This is a genomic window from Geobacillus sp. ZGt-1, assembly GCF_001026865.1.
Lineage (GTDB): Bacteria > Bacillota > Bacilli > Bacillales > Anoxybacillaceae > Geobacillus > Geobacillus thermoleovorans.
The window spans coordinates 1-584 of the sequence record NZ_LDPD01000044.1 but is presented as its reverse complement, the minus strand read 5'-3'; the positions used below and the strand labels follow the sequence as shown (position 1 = coordinate 584).

Below are 584 nucleotides of genomic sequence, written 5' to 3'. Positions count from 1 at the left end.
GCTTTTGATAAAACAGGAACATTAACAAAAGGTGTTCCTTCCGTCACCGATGTGGTCACTTATAATGGCAATGAAAATGAACTAATGACCATTACAGCAGCCATTGAAAAAGGCTCACAACATCCACTTGCTTCCGCCATTATAAGAAAAGCAGAAGAAGATGGATTGAATTTTAATGATGTATCGGTTGAAGAATTCCAATCCATTACAGGTAAAGGGGTCAAAGCCAAAGTAAATAACGCAATGTATTATGTCGGAAGTCCAGGTCTTTTTGAAGAACTTCTTCCAAATGGCATCCAATCAGAAATAAAAGAACAAATTACAACCCTTCAAATACAAGGGAAAACGGTCATGGCATTAGGAACGGAAAAAGAAATTCTGGCGTTAATTGCCGTGGCAGACGAAATAAGAGAATCATCCAAAGAGGTTATTCGAAAACTTCATCAAGTCGGTATTGAAAAAACGGTAATGTTGACAGGGGATAACCAAAGAACAGCCGAAGCCATCGGAAAACAAGTCGGCGTTTCCGATATTAAAGCCGATTTACTTCCAGAAGATAAACTGAATTTCATCAAAGAGCTTCG

1 protein-coding gene is annotated in these 584 nt (G+C 38.5%); it reads left to right on the top strand.

Annotated features, from left to right (window positions below; translation table 11 throughout):
• A partial coding sequence (locus VU18_RS15370; RefSeq protein ID WP_047758422.1) for an HAD-IC family P-type ATPase occupies positions 1-584 on the top strand: 584 nt, incomplete at both ends.